Source organism: Streptomyces viridosporus, assembly GCF_002078235.1.
GTDB classification, from domain to species: Bacteria; Actinomycetota; Actinomycetes; order Streptomycetales; family Streptomycetaceae; genus Streptomyces; species Streptomyces viridosporus.
On the sequence record NZ_MSGP01000303.1, the window covers coordinates 1 to 15,762 of the forward strand.

A 15,762-nucleotide genomic window follows, 5' to 3' on the forward strand; every position below is an offset into this window, starting at 1 on the left:
GGTGATCCCGGCGGCCTCGAGGTACATGACGCCGGTGGCGGCGGCGACGGCCAGGTTGGAGCGTTCCAGCCAGCGGCAGCGGCCCAGTGTGTGCACCAGGGCGGCGGCTTTGGCGTAGGGGCCGTCGTAGACGGGCTGCTCGAACAGCTCGGCCCGGTGGCGGGCGACCGCCGAGACGGGAACGCCGTAGTCGTCGGGGGCCGGATCGTTCGCTCCGGCGGCCTCGGCGACCTGCAGGATCCAGGGAACGTCGATGTGCAGGTGCATCAGGCCGCGCGCGCTCCCCGAGGCGTGTGCTGGGCGTCCTCCGCCTCGTCGAAGACCGCCTGGTGTTCGGCCAGGAAGCGGGCGGCGGCGTCCACCGCGCGGGCGCGCAGGCCGCTGGCGTCGTCCTGCACCAGCCGGGCGAGGTAGTCCCCGATGCTCAGTCCCAGGTCGGCGGCGCGCTTCTTCGCGAGTTCCGCGACGTCCTCGTCCACGCGCGCGCCCAGTTGTGTCTTCGCCATACCAGCATGGTAACAGCTGTTACCGCACTGTCGGGGCGACAGCAGCAGCCGTGGTCCCGTCCGCCCGGTCCCCGTCGGGGAGAAGGACGGCCAAGCGCTCATGACCAGCGTCAAGCCGCCCGGCACGGCGCCTGGTGCGGGTCGCGGACCGGGATGCGGCCGTCCGTCTTCCCGGAAGTGGTGGTTCCGGCCGTGGCGCCGCCGGGCCCGGCGGCGCCACGGCCGGAACGGTGAGAGCCTTCGCCTGCTCACCGGCGATCACGGGGTGGACGGACACGAGCCGGGCAGGCGGGCGGTCCGCCGGACCGGCGGCTTGCGCCGCGCGCGGTGACGGACCGCGCGGCGTGCCGCCGAGCCGCCGTCCCGCGGCTCCGAGGTGCTACAGGTGGGGCTGGTCGCGCCAGGAGCGGCACAGGGCAGCGAACTCCTTCCGCCGTTCGGCCAGCAGGTCCCGCGGGCGCTGCAGGTGGCAGTCGAGGAAGTGCACGCCGTGGCGGAACGGCTCTAAACCGATGCGGGACCAGAGGCGGCCGAGCTTGACGGCGGCTTCGCGATGCTGTTCGTCGGTCGTCTCACGGCCGTCGGCGTCCCCCGGTTCGCAGACCACCGCGACGCAGTCCTGCGCCAGGCGGCGGATGGCCGAGCCCGCCAGGACGGGGCCGAGGCCGAAGCCGCGCCAGGCGGGATCGAGGACGACCCGGTCCATGACCAGCAGGTCACCGACCGGGTGGGCCAGGGCGGCTTCGAAGGCAAGATCGAGTTCGCCGAGGGCGACGTCCAGGACCGTCTCGCCGATGCGGGCGACGTCGCCGGTGCAGGAGTCCATGGCGGGGAACGGGTGATCGGGTCCGCACATGCGCACCCGCACGAAGGACATCCGGCCCACCTCGGTGTCCTCGACCGCGTCCAGCGTCTCCTGGTCGACGGTGCCGCGGGCGGCCAGGCCCTCTGCCAGGACGTCGGCGTCGATCCTCGCGGTGACCGTCCAGACCTCGAGCGTGTCGTCGAACTCGAATGCCTCAAGGGTGTGTTCGTGGTGGTAGCCGAGGCTGATCAGCGACGGGTCGGCAGGCATCCGGGTCGGATCGGGAAGCACGCTGGTCACCACGTCACCGTGGCGGCCGCCACCACAGCATGCGGGCGAACCGGGGCAGTTCGGGCCGCGCGGCCGGCCCGGGAACGTCTGCCGCTGTCGGCGTCGGAGGGTGATCGACGGTCCGGTTCTCCCCGCTCAGCGGCTGAGCGCGCGTCCGTTGGCCGGTCTGTCGCCGGGGCGGGGGTGCGCGTCGGTCACCGGGGTGATGCCGGACCACCGGCATCACCCCGCAGAGTGAAACCCTGCCGTGTCCGCAGGGGTGGCGCGGTGTTGCGTGGCACGGGCGGGAAGCCCGCGTGTTTCGTGGGGAATTGGATCAGGTCATCGCAACCCGCCCCGTCAGACGGGAGGGACGGATGCTCCGGCGGGCCTCACGGTCCACCGGGCGACACGCGCGAGGGAGATGGTGGCCGACACGTTCCACCGCGCCGTACTTTACGACTCCGGCCGACGGCGAACAGGGAGGACGGCTTTCCATGGCGAAGCGGAGACGTATTTCTGCACGGCAGCGCGCCGCGAGGGAGGCCGACCGGCGGGCCGCGGCGGCCGTACGTCTCGCTGGGGCCCGGCTGCCCCGTTCGCACCGGCACTCCCGGTCGCACGATGCGGCGGTCGAGTCGTCGCAGCCGGCTCGTACCACTGGAGGGGGCCGTGCCGAGGACGGCGTCGCGTTGTCGGTGTGTGCTTCCGGGTGCCAGGTCTGTGCGGAGGCCAGTGAACGGTTCGCCGCCGTCCGCGCCGCCTCGCTCGTGCAGCGGCGCCGCTTCGACGAGCCCGACCGCTACCCCTACGCCGCCGGGAAGCACACGCTGCACCGCAGCAGTTGTCGGCAGATCCAACAGCGGGTCGGCAACGTCGGAGACGACGACTCGATGCGGATGCACGGTGCCTTGACCCGCTTCGCCCACGACGGCACCTTCGGCTCCGGGTGGGCGACACACATGCGCATGATGGAGCCCGGTGAGGCGGCGGCTTGGGTGAAGGAGCGCACCGGTCCCCGCGGCGGCGCCCGCTACCGCCTGTGCGGCATCTGTACGCCCGTACTGCCCGAGACGGGATGAGAGACGGGACCGGAGGGCGCAGAGGTGGGGCCGGCGGCGGCCAGAGGCGAAGCCACGGGCGACCGGCCGGGCGGCGTGCGGCTTCCCGGTGTCGAAGTCGCGCGGCTGTTCTCGCCGCGGGTGTTCGACGGTGGCTTCCCCGGCCCGGGAGGGCCGTGACGATGTCGCCGGTCGACGGCCTGTGTTCCGGGAGCGCCATCCGCACGGGCCGGGGCCCGGAGCAGGTGCTCCGGGCCCCGGTGACGTCCGAGCTCAGGCAGGGGTGATGTTCTCCGCCTGCGGGCCCTTCTGACCCTGGGTGACGTCGAAGGTGACCGCCTGGCCTTCCTGCAGCTCGCGGAAGCCGGAGGCGTTGATGTTGGAGTAGTGCGCGAAGACATCCGGTCCGCCGCCGTCCTGGGCGATGAAGCCGAAGCCCTTCTCCGCGTTGAACCACTTGACGGTTCCGCTGGCCATGCTGGTGCCTCTCAGTCGCTGTCAGGAACCGCACCGCGCGGCCCTGGAGGTGTCGCCCTGGTCCGGCACTGCACAGCAAAGCGCCCGCGCGAAAGCGCGGGCAGGTACTGCGAACCACGACATCCGGCAGTGACGCTACACGGCGAAACCGAACCTCACCAGAGAGCCACAGCCATGGCTCGCACCGAGCCGCCGACACCTCCCCCGCCCACTCCACCCGAAATCCGTCCTCTTCCGGCGGGTCAGCCATCCACGACCCGGTCACATCCGGTCGCGGACGTCACGGATCGCCGGTCCCGTGCCGCCTCGTGACGAGGACCTGTTCGCGAACTCCGTCGGCCCGGCCGTGTTCCTCGTCCACGGCCGGACCGGCAGGATCGCGGGGCTGCCGCTCGCATCCCGCGGTGTCGGAGGCGCCGCTTCGGAGGACCGGCGATCCTCACCAGCGGTCCACGACGGCCGAGCCCGTCATCTCGTCTCGGAAAGTGACGGCCTTGGCATGCCGCATCAATGAACTGGTCATGGCGCCGCGGATCCCGACCGGCTGGCCGCATTCTGGAGCGACCTCCTCGGCTACGTCGAACTCGATCGGGAGAGCGACGGAAGCATCGAGATCGGCCCGCCCGACGCCGGTTTCGACGGCCCGCAGCCCACCCTCGTCCTCAGCCCGACCAGTACGCCCCGGACGGGAAAGCTCCCGCTGCACATCGATGTCAACGCCACCGACCGCGACCAGGACGCCGAGCTCGAACGACTGCTCGCTCTCGGCGCGAGGCCCGTCGACATCGGCCGGACCGGCACCGAAAGCCGGCACGTCCTGGCCGACCCCGAGGGCAACGAGTTCCGCCTCCTGCGCACCCGGCTCAAGCCACTGTGACCACCGTGTCCTCGGTCAGCCCGCCCACACGGACGGGCTCGGCCAGCACGCCTCCAGCAGCCGGACCTGACGTCCTCGCGCATCCGACCGCCACGACCACCACCCCGGCGGACCCTCCTCCCGATCAGAGCACTGGGCCGCCATCGCCGGGGCGTCGGAAGAACCGCGGAGGACGGGGAAGGGGGATGGGCGCGGTACCTCATGAGCTTCTCCATCGGACGTTTCGCCCTCGGTCGCCGTCGATCTCCACGAACGGCAGCGGCGCCCCGTCCCCGGGAGCGGTGATCGCGCTATCCGCCTGAGCGCCGCCCTTGACCGCGGTCCGACAGCGACCGGCAGCGAGGGCGGCCAAGGCGTCTCAGGGGGCTGAGACGTCAAGCGGCCTCTCGGTGGTCGGCTTGTGGCCATGAAACTGGCGTTCCTCCCACGAGTCTTGATCGCTGCCGAGCCTGCTGATTGGGTGGCCGGCATGACTGAGCTCGGACCCGTCGCCTGGCCACCTGCTCCGATCAGGACCGGGAGGCTCGTGCTCCGTGAGCCCGAGGCCCGGGACCGTGCGACGTTCGTCGAGCTGCACGCCTCGCCGGAGGTGCACACCTACCTCGGCGGACCCCGCCCGCGTGACGAACTCGAGCGCGAGATGCCCGAGGGGCCCGGGCGGTGGCCCGGGAGTTTCGTCGTCGATCTCGACGGGGCGATGATCGGCCAGATCCTCCTCAGGAGGGCAACGGAGCACCGTCGCCCGGTTGCTGCGGGGAAGGTCGATCTCGGCTACCTGTTCCTGCCGCGAGCATGGGGATACGGGTACGCCGCCGAGGCGTGCGCGGCGGCACTCGACTGGTTCGACGGCGTCCTTCCCGGCGAGTCGGTGGTGCTCACCACCCAGACCGCCAACGTCCGCTCGATGCGCCTCGCGGCGAAGCTGGGGTTCACCGAGGTAGAGCGGTTCCGGGCTTGGGACGCCGAGCAGTGGCTCGGCCTGCGGCCCCCGGTCACACCTTCCGATTGAGCTCGCGCTCGACAGCGCGGATCCGTCGAAGTGCTGTTGTTCTCGTTGACGCGGCCGGGCTGGTTCGCGGGTCATGCCGGCGCTTGGAGGAGTGGCGCGAAGGCCCGTTGTCCGTGGGAAGGATGCCTCGTCTTCCGGCAGTGGTGGAGTTGTTCGAGGAAGCGGTCGAGCAGGTGACGCTGGGCAGCGGCGTGCCAGTCTCCGTGTTCCCGTCGACGCCGGTGGTGCGCGTTGGCCCCGGGCGAGGCTCGAGGAGCCGCGAAGGCCCGAAGGAAGCCGGCGTTCATGAGGCGGTTGTTCTTGACCGGACGGCGGCCGACGAAGCGCTTCTTGCCGGAAGCGATGGGTGATCGGAGCGGAGGCGGCGAAGGACTTCAACGCTCTGGCGTCGGCGAAGCCGCTGCGGTCGTCGCCGATCTCGGCGAGCACCCGGGCGCCGAGCAGGGGGCCCGGGCCGGAGAAGCTGAGCAGGACCTCACGGCCGACGTGCTCCCGGAAGGCGGTTTCGGCGGCCTCCGCGAGGTCGTCCGCGGCCTGGCACGTGGCGTCCAGTTGCTTGCGCAGGGCCAGGAGCTGGTGGCCGAAGGCGTCCTGGGCGGCCGGGAGTCGGCGAGCGTGCTCGGCGCGGAGGATGTCTCGCAGCCGCTCGGTTTCGGTGTCGAAGGTCCGGGTGCGGCCGCTGCGCTTCAGGTCGGCGCGTAACCGGGTGAGGGCGAACGGGCGCCCTGCCTTCCCGTGGTGCGGGGAAGGCAGGGCGCCAGGCGTGTCCACTGCCCGTCGGTCAGCGGGCGCGTGCGCCCGCTCGTGGTCACCGAGGCCGGTAAGCGGTGACCAGCACGGAGACGGTGACCTGACCGGGCAGGAGGCCGCCATCGTTCAGGTCTGCACGGCTCACATGGCGTGCGCTCGGCGTCATCGCCACCAGGTCCAGGGCATCCCGTCCGGTCAGGGTCGCGGAGTACTCCACCTGTTCGGTGACGGCGGCCTCGACGAAGGGGTCCAGCGCCCGGTGCAGGCGCTGTTCCTTGGCCGGGTCGATCGTGACCATCGCAGGCAACCGGCCGCGCAGCTCGGCCAGGTGGCGTCCGGTGGGACGGACCACGATCAACCGGCCGGTCGGGCGCAGTACTCGACGGAACTCGGCCGGGTTGCGCGGGGCGAACACGTCCAGCACGACGTCGGCCACCCCGTCGGCCAGCGGCAAGGGGCGGAAGACGTCCCAGGTCACCGCGGCGGCTCGTTCATGGGCACGAGCCGCCGAGCGCAGCGCGCGCACCGATGTGTCCAGGCCCAGACCACGGGCGCCGGGCAGCTGGTCGAGTACGCCGGCCAGGTAGTAGCCCGTGCCGCATCCGATGTCCAGGATCGTGGCCTGCTCGGACACGGAGCCGGCCGCCAAGTGGGCCACGGCTTTGCGGATGGGCGCGTAGGTGCCGGTGGACAGGAAACGCTCCCGGGCCTGGACCATGGCCGCGTCGTCGCCGCTGGTGGCACGGGTGCCCGTCAGCAGGCCGACGTAGCCGTGGCGGGCGATGTCGAAGGTGTGACCCGCCGGGCAGCGCAGTGCGCCGCGGTCGGGGTGCAGGTGGCGCGTACGGCACGTCGGACAGCGCAGCAGGTCGAGGGAGCGTTCGAGGGCAGGGGGAAGCGACACGGGCACGAGGCACTCCTGGCCGGGGTGAGGGGAAGAGACCGTGCCTGCACGCGTGCTCGGAGCGTCACTGCATCGGGAAGGAACGGGCAGCGCCGGGAACGTGGTTCACGCAGCAGGCACACCGAGGAGGGCGACGCCGTCCGGCATCGCCCTCAACTCCTTCCGCTCACAGGAAGCAGTAGTGCGGGGTGCTCGTGAATGCCATGCCATGAGTCTACGAGCATCGGTGAAGCCCCTCATGTCCGCCGAAGGCGAGAGACACGGCCCGGTGCGGTCTGCTCTCGGATGCCGGGTCGGCCCTCGTGGCGCGCCGATCCCGGCGTCGGCTTGCCAGATGCGGGCGACCGGTCGGCCCGGTCCGACCGCTCACGGCGTGGCGTGCGCAGACCGCAAGGGGGTGATCACCGAATCGGGTGGCATATGCGCGGTTCAGCACACTTTCGGGATGTATTGCCCCATGCTGAGGAAGCCGCGGAACAGGAACACGGAAGGACTCGGCCCATGACCACGACCGCACAGGACGTCATCACCATCAAGCTCGAGCGTTCGTTCGACGCCCTGGACGCCAACCACGACGGCTATCTGGACTGGACGGACTACCAGAAGCTCGCCGACCGCTACATCCAGGCCTACCGGCTCGACAAGGACGACCGCCGGGCCAGGGCGCTCCAGACCTTCTGCCAGATCTACTGGCTGGAGTTGCTGCGCCACGCGGGCGTGGACGGGGACCGGCTCACGAAGGAGCAGTTCGTCACGGCCAACCGCCTCGCGGTCATCGACACCAGTCGGCTCAACATCACCGAGGGTGGTGGCCATGCGATCTTCGACGTCATCGACACCGACGGCGACAACGAGATCGGCAAGGACGAGTTCGCCCGCTTCCTGAGGGACGTGTGGCGGAGCGACGCGCCCGACGCGATGGACTCGTTCACCAAGCTGGACACCGACGGGGACGGCGCGATCTCGCGCCATGAATTCATCCGCGCGGTGCGTGAGCACTTCCTCTCCAACGACCCGGACGCACCGGGCAGCATGTTCTTCGGGCACATCTGACCCATCCGCTTCCCGGCATCCGCTCGTTTCGACCGGAAACCTCCCACGGCCGCCCCTGGAGTTCGTCCCCAGCGGGCGGCCGGCGCCGTGCGCAGCCCCCCGTGATCCCTTCCCTGCCGTCGCGGCTGGTGCGTCCGGGTCTCGGCCACGTCCTGGCAGTGGAGACCGGGGCGACGTCCAGACGGCTCGGTTCGCTCCGGAGGTGCGGCAACTGTCGGCACTGGTTGCGGGCGGCTGCCCACGGAGTGGATCGTCCGTCAACGGTCGACGGCGCGCCGAGGCAGCGGCGTGGGGCCGGGCGTCGGGCGCCCGGCCCGTGGTGGGGCGTGGGTCAGGGGGTGAGGAGGCTCTTGATGGCGCGGCGTTCGTCCATGGCCCGGTAGCCCTCGGCGACCTGTTCCAGGGGCAGGGTGAGGTCGAAGACCTTGCCGGGTGCGATCCGGCCGGTCAGGACGCGGTCGATCAGGGCGGGCAGGTAGCGGCGCACGGGGGCGGGGCCGCCGCGCAGGCCGACGTGGGAGTAGAACAGCTGCTGCCCGTCGACGGCGACGCCGTGGGGGACGCCGACGAAGCCGACGTTTCCGCCGGGGCGCGCGGAGCTCAGGGCCTGCTGCATGGCCTGGGCGGTGCCGACGCACTCCAGGACCGAGTCGGCGCCGATCCCGTCGGTGAGGTCCTTGATGCGGGCCACGCCGTCGTCGCCGCGTTCGGTGACGATGTCGGTGGCACCGAACTCCAGGGCGAGTTCCTGACGGGACGCGTGGCGGCTCATCGCGATGATGCGTTCCGCGCCCATCTCCTTGGCGGCGATCACACCGCACAGGCCGACGGCGCCGTCGCCGACCACGACGGCGGTGGAGCCGGGCTTGACCTCGGCGGCGTCGGCGGCCCACCAGCCGGTGCCCATGACGTCGGAGACGGCCAGCAGACCGGGCCAGAACTCCTCGGTCGGCGTCTCGTCGGTGGCGACCAGGGTGCCCTGGGCGTTGGGAATGCGCACGTAGTCGGCCTGGCAGGTGCTCATGAACTCGCGGTTCAGGCAATGGGACTGGAAGCCGTGGCGGCAGTTGGCGCAGGTGTTGTCCGAGGTGGCGAACGAGCCGACGACGAACTGGCCCGGCCTGACGGCGGTGACCTCACTGCCGACCTCCTCCACGAAGCCGACGTACTCGTGCCCCATGGGGTGCGCCTCGCCGATCGGCTCCAGGCCTCGGTAGGGCCACAGGTCCGAGCCGCACACGCAGGTCACGGCCGTGCGGATGATCGCGTCGGTCGGGTGGAGGATCTCCGGGTCGTCCAGGGGCTCGAGGCGGACGTCGCCGGGAGCGTGGATCACTGCTCCGTGCATGAGGGGGTTCCTTTGCGTGCCGAGGCGTTGCGGTACCGGGGGTGTACCGGCAGGCGCCGTGTGCAGGTGCAGGCCCGGCGCGGACGGAGAACCGCCGCCTGCGAGCCGGGGCGGGCTGCCCGCCTGTCCGCGTTCGCGGCCGGGCGGAGAGCGCCACGTCGTCCAGGTAACCCGTTCCTCGCGGGCGCAACGAGTCACCGTCAAGGGGCGTACCGGCAGTACCCCCCTTCTGCGGCACGGGAGCCGTACGGTCGAGGGGTGGACAACCGTGAAGAGGTCCGCGAGTTCCTCTCCGCGCGGCGCGCAAAGATCACCCCGGAGCAGGCGGGGCTGCCGTCCGGCAGCCGCCGCCGGGTCCCCGGCCTGCGCCGCAGCGAGGTCGCCGCGCTCGCCGACATGAGCGTGGAGTACTACGCCAAGCTCGAACGCGGGAACCTCGCCGGCGTCTCCCCCGCCGTCCTCGAAGCCGTCGCCCGCGCCCTCCGGCTCGACGACGCCGAACGCACCCACCTCCTCCACCCGGCGCAAGCCGCCGACGACTCCGACGCCCTCACCCGGCCCCGCCGCCGCACCGCCCGGCAGTGGACCCCGCACCGCAGCCTGCAGTGGACCCTGGACGCGATCACCGCCGGGCCGGCCTTCGTCCGCAACGGCCGCATGGACGTGCTCGCCGCCAACCGTCTCGCCCGCGCCTTCTACAGCGACGTCTACGCCTCCCTCCACAACCAGGCGAACCTCGCCCGCTCCACTTTCCTCGCCCCCGCCTCCCGCCGCTTCTCCCCCGACTGGGAGTTCGGCGGGGTTGGGCCGGCTCCCTGAGCCGGGCAGGGACGGCGTTCGCGGCCCGGGTGACGAGAGGGGGCCCGCTCAGGTCGTGGCCGACGCCCGGCGCCGACGGTCACCACCGCCGGCGCCACCGTGCCCCGCGCTCCCGACGCCGAGCGGCGAGGAGGCCGGTCAGGTGGCGCAGCGAGGAAACGTCAATGGGCACGGACCCTCCTCAATTCCGCCCACCCATCCTCCGAGGTCGGCGCGGACGGCTCTTCCTCGGTTGGCCCTTGACATCACCGACGCCACCACCGAACCCTCGATGCGGTCGCTTCACGGCTTGCGGTGAACCATTCTCGATTTCGGTTCCCGGAACTTTTACGTTGTCCAGGAGGTGCTGCCCCTGCCGGTCCACCGCGCGCGTCACGGATTCCTGCAGAATTCCGAAAGCGAAAGCCCACGCAACCACCTGCGTGGGCGTATCGAGCCTGGTCAGACCCGGAAAGAATTTTCCACTCATCAGCAGTATTCCGGCAGCTGCCGTCAGGGCCCCGATGGGGAGCCTCAATACGATCAGCCCTGTCGCCACATGGTAGGGGCCGGAGGTTCCTCTGACTCTTTTCAGCGACACAGCCCCTGCTACGGCAGCCGCAGCCAGGCCGATGAACTCGAGAAAGAGCACACCTCCCGGAGTCGCCGAGTATCCGAGAGGGCAGACATCCTTACTCGCGTTCGATCCGGCCGGCGCTCCCGGTTCCGGCCGGAAGCAGAACAGTTGAGAAACATCCGGAGCGACGGCTCCCCACACCCCCAGGCAGACCGCTATCACCCACAGGATCACCGCAGCGGTGACGACTATCTGGGTGAAGCTGCGCACCCTCGCTCTTTCCGCCTCCTCCGCCTGGTAAGCGGCGTGCAACATGAGGGCGACCAACTCCCTGTCGCGCGGGTCGAGTTTCCTTCTCCCTCCCTCAGGGCCGAGGACTGCGGCCTCCAGCTGCCGCAACCCTATGTCCCCCTCATCGAGATGGAGCCTGGCGCGCGAAAGGACATACACCCCCTTGCCTTCGATTTCGGATTCTGGAACTATTCGGAGAAGAGCGACTTCAGCCTCATGGACGTTCGCCAGGGCCCGGTCCGCCGCCGCACCCGTGAATCGTTTGAACCTCCCGCTCCGCACGGCTTCACGCGCCGCCTCGAGGTGCGTATGGGCTTTGCGCACCGTTCTTTCCTCGTGCGGAGCGAGGGCCCTTTCTCTTTTCCTGGACCCGGCCGTCTTCAATTGCTCTTCGAATCTGTTCAACTGGCCTTGCAGATGCGCCACATGGGCGTTGATGCGCTGATACCACGAGGATCCATCAACTACGATGTCTCCGTCGCCGTCCACCATGAGACACACCTTCTCCTCAAGCCTTGGATCTCCGTCGTGGCGCGTTCCCCTTCTGCGAACGTCTTTCGGCGCAGAAGGCCGGCTGAGGTCGGTACTTGTTTCCATGGAATCACTCGCGGGGCGTCCCGCAACTCAGCAGTCCGCGGTGCTCCGACCCGTCACGACGGCCGTCGCGCCCCTGTGCTCACCGTCGCCGGTCCGCACGCCGTTCTCGAGAACGGCGGTGACTTCCGTCGCGGGTGCGAGGCCCGGTGCCGGCTGTCCTACGGGTCACAGGCCCGCGAGGGTGAGGGCCGTCGCCGTGACGGAGCGGGCGACCGTGGCCGCGAGCTGTGGGCTGTGGTCCTGGTCCAGGAGGGTGTCCCCCGGGGTGTGGTACTGCCGGGTGCCCGTGCCGGGCCCGCCGTCGAGGGCGAAGATGTCCTCGGAGACAGCGACGGCCGCCCACCCCCGCTCATGGAAGCTCGCGTGGTCGCTGCGCCCTACCGCCGGATCGGACGGGCCCGTGAGCTGCTGAACCGTGACCGCGGGGTCGATGGCGGGGACGGTGCCCGCGACGAGAGCGCCCAACGCCTCGGACGCGCCCACGACCGGACCCGGCACCGAGGAGCCGGCGTGGATCTCGACGGTGGGCGTGCTGCCCTGTTGGCGGCCCGCGATCATGTCCATCTGGAAGACGCCGGCGATGCGCTCGCCCGCCGCGGCGGCGGCCCGGGCGTAAAACTTGCTGCCGACCAGCCCTTGTTCCTCGGCGTTGAAGAGCACGAAGCGCACGTTCCGGGTCGGTGCCTTGCCGTCCGCGAGCAAGGCGTGCAGGCACTCGGCCGCGGCCATGACGGCGGCGGTTCCGCTGCCGTCGTCGTCGGCGCCCGGTGCCGGGTCCACGGCGGGATCGTAAGGGCGCGGGTGGCCGTTCTCGTCGACGAACTCACCGTTGGAGGCGGTGGAATCCAGGTGCGCGGTGATGAGCACCGTGGAGTCCGCACCGGCGACGCGGTGCTCGGCCTCCACGTTGGACAACTGGTGCCCGCGCCACCGGAATCGGTGCAGTCGCACTCTCAGGCCGAGGTCCTGGAAGCGGTCCGCGAGCGCCTCGACGACCCGGGAGTTGTCCGCGGCGGACGCGTCCCGGCTGCGCACCAGCAGCGCCTCTCCGTCTCTGAGCGGCTCGGCGCCGGAAATACGCGCGACATGGCCGCGCAGCACCTCGGGGGTCACGGCCGCGAGCACCGCGGCGATCGCCTCCGGTGAGGGGCTGCCGTCACTGGTTGTCGACGCTTGTGGACCCGGCTCCGCCCGGCCTTCCGCCGGGCCGGCGGCAAGTCCTCGCGCCCACGCCTCTCCGGGGCGGGAGAGGAGCGCCGGGTCCGGAAGCAGTCGCTCGGTGTGGCCGGGTTTCGCGCCCGGCGGGTGGACGTCCTCGAGCGGGACGTCGGCGGGTGCGGCGACGTAGACACCGCCCGGCGCGGGACCCAGCGGGAGGAGCGGCGGGGCCGTGGAGCCGGCGAGTTCGCCGACGACGAGGCCGAAAGCAGACGTGGCGCGCGTCATCGCCCCGCCAGGGGCGTCCGCGAGGTCCTGGGCGGGGTCGAGGGGACGGTCGTCGCGGATCAGGAAGGCCGCCGTGTCCTCCACCGACCCCCGCAAGTCGACCGTGAACCCGGCCTGTTCGAGTGTCTCGGCGCCGCTCGTGCTGGTCATGGCGAGCACGAGCCGCGTCGAGGCGATGTGCACGGGGACGACCTCGGTCCGGTTCGCGACCGCTTCCAGCGCGGGCAGTCCCCGGTCCTCGGGCAGCGTGATCCGCGCCCAGAGGACGGGACGGTTCTCCACGGCGGCGCGGGTGAACACGGGGTGGGCCGCCGTACGCAGCCCGGCTTCCCCGGCGAAGGCGCGCTCCTGGTGGTCCTCGCCCACGAAAACGCACTCGCCGGCCGCCGCGGCCGGTGTCCCCTCCCCCGCCGTGCCGACGACCGCCGCGTCGAAGATCTCGCGGCTGTTCTTGGGGCCCCAGTGCACGAGCGCGTTGTCCGTGAAACGGCCGGGGAACGCCTCCCGCAGGGCCGACGCGGCCCGCTCCGCGGCGCCTTCGCCCGAGCCGGGGTTGGAGATGACGCCCTTGCGTACGTCTCGGAAGGCGTCGAGCACGTCGAGGACACGTGGTCGGGGCAGCAACGTCAGCGAACCGTCTGCCTCCTCGCGGGCGTCCGCCAAGGTCGCCCCTATGTCAAAGAAGAGCACGGGCATTTCGGTGCCTCCGACGAAGTGGGCCGGCCCCGGGATCGACACGTGACCGGAGGGGGCGGCCCGAGCGGCAAAGGCCGTTCGAGAACGAACGGGGCCGAAGGAGCGGGTGTCGCGCGGTTGCGGGAAACCCCGACGGCTCCGCCGTCCGTCCACGGCTGCACACGTCGCTCCCGGAACGGACTCCCGACCACTCCATCGTCCGCCTTCGGTTGCGCTTCCGCATCCCGGGATGTAGGCGAAAGCAGTTCACCTTTGGACAGTTGAAGCGGTATGGAGTGCGGGTGGTCCGAGCCGCCGTCCGTGTGATCACCGTCGATGCGGCGGCCGGTGCGGGACCAGGGAAGGAGTACGACCCTCCGCGTGCCGCGCGGCGTCCGGTCCCCGCGCCGGCGCACACGGCGACGTCACCCAAATGGCCTAAATGACAGAGTGTGCACCTGATGGGACGGTTACGATTTCAAGATCGGGGAGCGGCAGTCACGGCCCGCTCGCCTGCTCGGACCAGCCGATGCGGTCTCCACTGCGCACCCCTCGGATCCCGCCCGTTCCGCACGGAAGGAGCCCGCCATGGCCCGGGGAAGGTCCCTTCACATCGGTCTCAACAGAGTCGATCCCGCTCGCTATGACGGTTGGAACGGCAAGCTCATCGCTTGCGAGAACGACGCGCGAGACATGGACGAACTCGCCGAGAAGACCGGAATCGAAGATCGCGTCACGCTTCTCACCGCCCAGGCCACGGTCGACAACGTCACCGCTGAACTGCGCAAGGCGGCCCGGCTCCTCGCGCCCGGCGACTTCCTGCTCTTCACCTACTCGGGGCACGGCGGCCAGGTACCCGATCTCAACGGACCCGAGGACGAACCGGACCGGCTCGACGAGACCATGTGCTTGTTCGACCGGGAGTACATCGACGACGAGCTGTACAAGGAGTTCGAGTCCTTCGCCGAAGGCGTTCGGATCCTCTGCCTGCTCGACTGCTGCCACAGCGGCAGCGGCATCAGGGTGCGCGAAATCCTCACCCCGGAAGCCATGGAAGAGCAGTTCCAGACCACCGATCCCCACCAGGTCGAGACCACGTCCAGGCTCATGCCGCTGGACAAGCAGGCAGAGCTGTACGAGCGGGACAAGGAGTTCTTCGACGGCATCCAGCGCGAGCTGAACGCCAGGGACAACCGTGAGCTCGGTGCGACGGCGCTGCTGATCTCGGCCTGCCAGGACAACCAGCTGGCGGCCGACGGCCTGCGCAACGGCCTCTTCACCGCGGCCTTGCTCGAGGTGTGGAACGGAGGCGAGTTCACAGGGGGATACAAGGCGTTCCACCGTGAAATCCTCAAGAGGATGCCGCCCACCCAGAGCCCGAACCTCTTCGTCACCGGTCGGGCCAACAACCGGTTCCTCCGTCAAACGCCGTTCACGGTCTGAAAGCCCATGCCGTACGGCTCGAAGGATCCGGCCGGTCGAACAGCGTCACCGATCGGATGATCGGGCCCGGGGCGGTGCGTGGAGGCGGAGCCGCCCGGCAGCTCGCGGCTGTCGGAGCCGGACGCGCGGTTCCAGGGCCCTGAGGCCGCAGGTGCAGGCACTCGCGCTCGCGGGGCTCGGCTCGCTCGCCCACCGCACGCACCGGGGTTCACCCGAGTGGCCAAACAGACAGGAACGGCAGATTCTGGGAGGGACCCCACTCATGAAAGGAGACTCGTATGACTACCCAGGAGATCCCCGTCGACCGAGCCCTCTCCGCGGAGGAGGGGATCGAGCTGAAGAAGCACGTCGCCGGGAGCAGGGCGACCGGGCAGTGGCACTGGATGGGGAACTACGGGAGCCCCTACGACGTGATGGCTGTCGCGAACGCCGAACCGAAGTCCGGAGCCGGTGAACTCATCACCGGTTTCCACGAGAACGGTCTGATTCCGACGTTCATGTACTGGTAGGAGTGCACGCGTCGCGAGGAACGCCCCTTCACCGGACCGAAGCGCTCTCGTGGAGGGGCGTTGCACGTGCCGACGCCGCCTCAGCCGGATCCGGCCTTCCGAACGGTACGGGCGCACCGGTTGGGGCGTGAGGGCCGCTCCTGCGGCAACAGCGATCGCCACGGTTCCCAGTTCCACGGGTACCGGGTGTATCTCGTACGGAAGGCCCCCGCGACACGGAGCTTGGGTTCAAGGAGTCGAGCGGGGGCCTCCCTCTTGCGTCGAAGCCGACGGCGATGCTCTGACGCCGCCCGGCCACCGGGGCCGCAGCGAGGTTCGCGCCAAGCCGGCATCGTGAGGGATCCGTTGACGGTCCTCACGTGGGGG

At 70.6% G+C, this 15,762-nt stretch carries 13 protein-coding genes and 3 pseudogenes; 7 read left to right on the forward strand and 9 right to left on the reverse strand.

Annotation, left to right across the window (positions count from 1 at the left end; all coding sequences use genetic code 11):
• The 3 genes from B7L92_RS21555 to B7L92_RS42550 all read right to left on the reverse strand — a co-directional run.
• Positions 1–267, reverse strand: a 267-nt coding sequence (locus B7L92_RS21555; RefSeq protein WP_081239132.1) for a fic family toxin-antitoxin system, toxin component, incomplete at its 3' end; no start/stop codon positions are given.
• A complete protein-coding gene (locus B7L92_RS21560; RefSeq protein WP_081239133.1) occupies positions 267–506 on the reverse strand; it encodes a hypothetical protein in 240 nt (79 codons plus the stop codon). The genes B7L92_RS21560 and B7L92_RS21555, both read right to left, overlap by 1 nt.
• A 379-nt stretch (positions 507–885) precedes the next feature.
• Positions 886–1,611 carry a hypothetical protein gene (locus B7L92_RS42550; protein ID WP_255311067.1) on the reverse strand — a complete coding sequence of 242 codons (726 nt, stop codon included), beginning with the start codon at positions 1,609–1,611 and terminating at the stop codon, positions 886–888.
• 662 nt (positions 1,612–2,273) lie between these two features.
• Here B7L92_RS42550 and B7L92_RS21570 point away from each other — a divergent pair.
• The gene (locus tag B7L92_RS21570) at positions 2,274–2,663 is read left to right on the forward strand and encodes a hypothetical protein (RefSeq protein WP_081239134.1); all 390 of its coding nucleotides are present in this window, start codon (positions 2,274–2,276) and stop codon (positions 2,661–2,663) included.
• 252 nt (positions 2,664–2,915) lie between these two features.
• On the opposite strand, the gene B7L92_RS21575 is transcribed toward B7L92_RS21570, so the two are convergent.
• Positions 2,916–3,119 carry a cold-shock protein gene (locus tag B7L92_RS21575; protein WP_004979083.1) on the reverse strand — a complete coding sequence of 68 codons (204 nt, stop codon included), beginning with the start codon at positions 3,117–3,119 and terminating at the stop codon, positions 2,916–2,918.
• 494 nt (positions 3,120–3,613) lie between these two features.
• Here B7L92_RS21575 and B7L92_RS21580 point away from each other — a divergent pair.
• Both B7L92_RS21580 and B7L92_RS21585 read left to right on the forward strand, forming a co-directional pair.
• A pseudogene (locus tag B7L92_RS21580) lies at positions 3,614–3,996 on the forward strand (VOC family protein).
• A gap of 469 nt (positions 3,997–4,465) precedes the next feature.
• On the forward strand, positions 4,466–5,005 hold the full coding sequence (locus B7L92_RS21585) for a GNAT family N-acetyltransferase (protein ID WP_081239143.1): 540 nt from the start codon (positions 4,466–4,468) through the stop codon (positions 5,003–5,005).
• 71 nt (positions 5,006–5,076) lie between these two features.
• On the opposite strand, the pseudogene B7L92_RS21590 reads toward B7L92_RS21585, so the two are convergent.
• Both B7L92_RS21590 and B7L92_RS21595 read right to left on the reverse strand, forming a co-directional pair.
• Positions 5,077–5,716 (reverse strand): annotated as a pseudogene (locus tag B7L92_RS21590) (transposase); the annotation flags it as partial.
• A gap of 97 nt (positions 5,717–5,813) precedes the next feature.
• Positions 5,814–6,665 (reverse strand): methyltransferase domain-containing protein, encoded by an 852-nt coding sequence (locus B7L92_RS21595; protein WP_081239135.1) that lies wholly within the window; start codon positions 6,663–6,665, stop codon positions 5,814–5,816.
• 495 nt (positions 6,666–7,160) lie between these two features.
• Here B7L92_RS21595 and B7L92_RS21600 point away from each other — a divergent pair, with 495 nt between their 5' ends.
• The gene (locus tag B7L92_RS21600) at positions 7,161–7,712 is read left to right on the forward strand and encodes an EF-hand domain-containing protein (protein WP_081239136.1); all 552 of its coding nucleotides are present in this window, start codon (positions 7,161–7,163) and stop codon (positions 7,710–7,712) included.
• Positions 7,713–8,043: 331 nt separating this feature from the next.
• On the opposite strand, the gene B7L92_RS21605 is transcribed toward B7L92_RS21600, so the two are convergent.
• Positions 8,044–9,060, reverse strand: a complete 1,017-nt coding sequence (locus B7L92_RS21605) for a zinc-dependent alcohol dehydrogenase family protein (RefSeq protein WP_081239137.1) — start codon at positions 9,058–9,060, stop codon at positions 8,044–8,046.
• Between the two features lie 258 nt (positions 9,061–9,318).
• Here B7L92_RS21605 and B7L92_RS21610 point away from each other — a divergent pair.
• A pseudogene (locus B7L92_RS21610) lies at positions 9,319–9,852 on the forward strand (helix-turn-helix domain-containing protein); the annotation flags it as partial.
• A gap of 208 nt (positions 9,853–10,060) precedes the next feature.
• Here B7L92_RS21610 and B7L92_RS21615 read toward each other — a convergent pair.
• Both B7L92_RS21615 and B7L92_RS21620 read right to left on the reverse strand, forming a co-directional pair.
• Entirely contained in the window at positions 10,061–11,218 is a 1,158-nt protein-coding gene (locus B7L92_RS21615; protein ID WP_081239138.1) for a hypothetical protein, read from the reverse strand.
• 270 nt (positions 11,219–11,488) lie between these two features.
• The gene (locus B7L92_RS21620) at positions 11,489–13,465 is read right to left on the reverse strand and encodes a M28 family metallopeptidase (protein ID WP_081239139.1); all 1,977 of its coding nucleotides are present in this window, start codon (positions 13,463–13,465) and stop codon (positions 11,489–11,491) included.
• Between the two features lie 567 nt (positions 13,466–14,032).
• Here B7L92_RS21620 and B7L92_RS21625 point away from each other — a divergent pair.
• Positions 14,033–14,887 (forward strand): caspase family protein, encoded by an 855-nt coding sequence (locus tag B7L92_RS21625; protein ID WP_081239140.1) that lies wholly within the window; start codon positions 14,033–14,035, stop codon positions 14,885–14,887.
• A gap of 278 nt (positions 14,888–15,165) precedes the next feature.
• Positions 15,166–15,396, forward strand: coding sequence for a hypothetical protein (locus B7L92_RS21630; RefSeq protein WP_081239141.1), 231 nt, complete (start codon positions 15,166–15,168; stop codon positions 15,394–15,396).
• Positions 15,397–15,762 lie beyond the last annotated feature (366 nt).